Consider the following 3,287-nt stretch of genomic DNA (forward strand, 5'->3'; position numbering starts at 1 on the left):
GACGATCGAGAGGAGTGTTACCGTGGCGACGAATCCGGCGGCCACGCTATGGCGGCGGATGAATTTACCCAATTGATACGCGGCGCTGGCCGGACGCGCGACCACCGGCTCATCTTGGAGGTAGCGTCGCAGGTCGGCGGCAAGTTCTGCGGGCGTGCCGTAGCGGCGCTCACGATCGCGCTCGAGCGCTTTCAGGGTAATCCAATCGAGATCCCCGCGTAGCAGGCTCGCCAATTGCTTCGGCTCGGTGCTGCGCGCCGCGGAGGAGGCGGTGGCGATATCCCGGCTCGCTGTGACTTTGCCGCTCGGGCGCGGCGGCTCTTCGTCGCGCAGCTGGCGCAGCCACTCATCCAGCGCCGGTTTCTGTTGCCGTTGGGTTTCGAATGGCTGCAGCCCGGTCAGCAACACATAGAGAATGACCCCAAGCGAGTACACGTCGGTACGCGTATCGATGTCCTGGATGTTCGGGTCGACCTGCTCCGGACTCATATAGCCGGGAGTGCCCATGAACTGTCCGAACCGCGTATACAGTGTCTGATCCGTCAGATGCACAGTTGTGGCCTTGGCCAATCCGAAATCGATGATCCGCGGCACCGCGTTGCCGTCCACCTCAATCACCAAGATGTTGGCCGGTTTCAGATCGCGATGGATGATGGCTTTCCGGTGCGCATGCTGCACGCCCTCGCAGGCCTGGATGAAGAGTTCCACCCGCTCCCGGATTGTCTGCTTGTGCTGATCGCAATATTCCGTGATCGGCAGCCCAGGTACGTACTCCATGACGAAGTACGGCTGTCCCTGCGTCGTCGCGCCGGCATCGAAGACCTTGGCGATGGCCGGATGATCCATGATGGCGAGCGATTGCCGTTCCGCTTCGAAGCGTTGCATCACCGTCTCGTCGTACATCCCCGCCTTGATCAGTTTCAAGGCCACCGGCCGGCGAACCGGCGCGGTTTGTTCGGCGAGCCACACCTGCCCCATACCGCCCTCGCCGAGTTTGCGCGTCAGTAGAAAGCGCTGTTCGAATAGCTGCCCTGCCGTCAATCCGGCGCCGCCGAACGCCGCTCCATCCGCGCTGAAATTGCTCGGCCGCGGCGATTGCAGAAATTCGGCGCTCAGCTCATCGCCAACCGAGAGCAGTGAGTCCAGCTCCGCTCGCAGCGCCGCATCCGACGCGCAGACCTCATCCAGAAACTTGGCACGCGCGTCCGGGCCCAATGCAATGGCCTGGTGCAGGAGGTCTTTAACGTTTCCCCAAGTGGGAACACTCACGGCGAGGCGGCTCGGCGCATTTCGCGGCGCAACCAGATCCGCGCCGTGGCCCAATCCCGCTCTACTGTTGCCAATGAAATCCCGAGCAGCTGGGCTATCTCGGGGGCCGACAATCCACCAAAAAACTTCATCTGGACAATCTTGCCCTGCCGCTCGTCGATCCGCGTCAACTCATCGAGGGCATCGTCCAAAGCCACGAGTTCCTCATCGTCAACGATTGGTTGCTCGGCAAAGTCTTCCAGAGCGATTCGATATCCCCCATCGCGCTTGTTTGCCCGGCGGCGGCGGGCATATTGCACTAGAATCTGGCGCATTAAGCGTGAAGCAATGGCGACGAAGTGCGCGCGATTCTGCAGCTGCGCCGGTTGGTTTCCCATCAACTGAATGAACGCTTCGTTGACCAGCGCCGTGCTTTGCAGCGTGTGATCCGCCCGCTCCAATCTGAGGTGGTAGTGCGCGAGACGCCGTAGCTCTTCGTAGATTACCGGCGACACCGCGCCGAGGGCTTCCGAGTCCCCGTTGATCCATTGCTGCAGCAGCTCGCTGACTTGACCCGAGCGTTCCGACATCGGGGCCCCTAGCTCTGATGGCTTTACCGCCCCAGACTATTCGCGCCCGTCACGGCCGTCAAACGCCCTGCCCAAGTCGCCTGCATGCTGGTGACGGGCGCGTTATGTCAGCGACAACGCTCGTTCCTCCCCGGTATGATTCCCGAGACGGCCCTACTAACTTGCTCTACTAACACGCCGAATTTGGTGCCGAAGGCAGGTTCATGAAGCTATACCAGTTCTTCGCTTCACCGTTCCCGACGCGCGTCCGCCTGATGCTGTACGCGAAAGGCCTAACCTTCGAGATTGTCGAACCGCCGGGGTTTGGCAGCTCGAAGCTGCCGAAGGGCGACTATCTGAAGATCAACCCGCTGGGCCGCGTACCCACCCTCGTTCTCGATGACGGGCGCGCGCTGCCCGAGTCCGAAGTCATCTGCGAGTATCTGGAAGAGACCTTCCCCTCTCCCCCGCTGCTGCCGGCGGATCCGTGGCAGCGTGCACAAGTGCGCCTCCTGACACGCATCTGCGACATCTACCTGGTCATGGCGATGGTGCCGCTGTTCGATCTACTCGCGACCCGGCGCGCCGAGTGGGACCGGACCGTCATCGACGCGGCCGCCGATAAGGTCGCTGAGGCGCTTGCCGCTCTGGAGTTTTACATCGGTGGCAACGGCTATGCGGTAGGCCCCTCTCTGACCGTCGCCGATGGTGCACTCGCGCCGATGCTCATTCTCGCCGAAGAGTGGGCGCCCTCGGTATTCGGTACGGCCCCACCGCTGCATCGCTTTGCCAAACTTTCGGCATACTGGCGCGCTGTGCAGGCCGATCCGATCGTGAGCCGGGTGGTGCGAGAAACGCGCGATGCCATCGCGCAGAGTCGCCGGCAACGCTTGGAGGCCGAGCGTTGATGACGCAGGTCCCCGCGACCCGTGCCCGAATCACTCGGTTTTCCGCCCTCGCCGCCTACGCCGCACCGGGCGTGCCGGAGGCCATGCTCCTTTACTGTGCCGCGCTCGTCATACCGGGCTTTTATGCCACCGAGATGGGTCTCAGCACCCGAATTATCGGCACCTCCATGGTGCTCGCGCGGATATTTGACGCCGCCATCGATCCGGTCATCGGGTACTTGTCGGATCGCGGCGCTCAGCTCTGGGGAGGCCGCAAGCCCTGGCTCGCAGCCGGTGCGATTGTCTCGTCGGTGGCGGTTGCATTTCTCTATGCGCCGCACAAGGGTGTCGGTGGCGGCTACTACCTTGGCTGGACGATCTGCCTGTACTTCGGCTGGACCATGGCGATCATTCCCTACGATGCCTGGGGTGCGGACATCTCCAGCGAGTATCTCGAAAGGACCCGGATCTTTACGTATCGGGCAACCGCGTACTACCTCGGCAGCCTGCTTTTTCTGGTGTCCCCGTTCCTCGGCGTGTCGCGCGACGTGTCGTTCAATGCGGACGTGCTGCATTTCAACGC

Annotated in this window: 4 protein-coding genes; 2 read left to right on the forward strand and 2 right to left on the reverse strand. The window is 62.4% G+C overall.

Annotation, left to right across the window (positions count from 1 at the left end):
- The coding region (locus VK804_RS21365) for a serine/threonine-protein kinase (RefSeq protein WP_325373927.1) at window positions 1-1,323 on the reverse strand (1,323 nt) is incomplete at its 3' end.
- Complete coding sequence (locus VK804_RS21370; RefSeq protein ID WP_325373929.1) at window positions 1,266-1,838, reverse strand: ECF-type sigma factor; 573 nt, start codon at window positions 1,836-1,838, stop codon at window positions 1,266-1,268. The genes VK804_RS21370 and VK804_RS21365, both read right to left, overlap by 58 nt.
- 203 nt (window positions 1,839-2,041) lie before the next feature.
- Here VK804_RS21370 and VK804_RS21375 point away from each other — a divergent pair, with 203 nt between their 5' ends.
- Together VK804_RS21375 and VK804_RS21380 are read left to right on the forward strand one after the other, a co-directional pair.
- Window positions 2,042-2,725 carry a glutathione S-transferase family protein gene (locus VK804_RS21375; RefSeq protein WP_325373931.1) on the forward strand — a complete coding sequence of 228 codons (684 nt, stop codon included), beginning with the start codon at window positions 2,042-2,044 and terminating at the stop codon, window positions 2,723-2,725.
- The coding region (locus VK804_RS21380) for an MFS transporter (protein ID WP_325373933.1) at window positions 2,725-3,287 on the forward strand (563 nt) is incomplete at its 3' end. The genes VK804_RS21375 and VK804_RS21380, both read left to right, overlap by 1 nt.

It is taken from the genome of Bradyrhizobium sp. (assembly GCF_035484855.1).
Classification (GTDB): domain Bacteria; phylum Pseudomonadota; class Alphaproteobacteria; order Rhizobiales; family Xanthobacteraceae; genus Bradyrhizobium.

What these genes read in the sequence shown, in the direction of transcription:
- VK804_RS21370 (WP_325373929.1), bottom strand. Translation starts at nt 1,838, where the DNA reads ATGTCGGAACGCTCGGGTCAAGTCAGCGAGCTGCTGCAGCAATGGATC.
- VK804_RS21375 (WP_325373931.1), top strand. Translation starts at nt 2,042, where the DNA reads ATGAAGCTATACCAGTTCTTCGCTTCACCGTTCCCGACGCGCGTCCGC.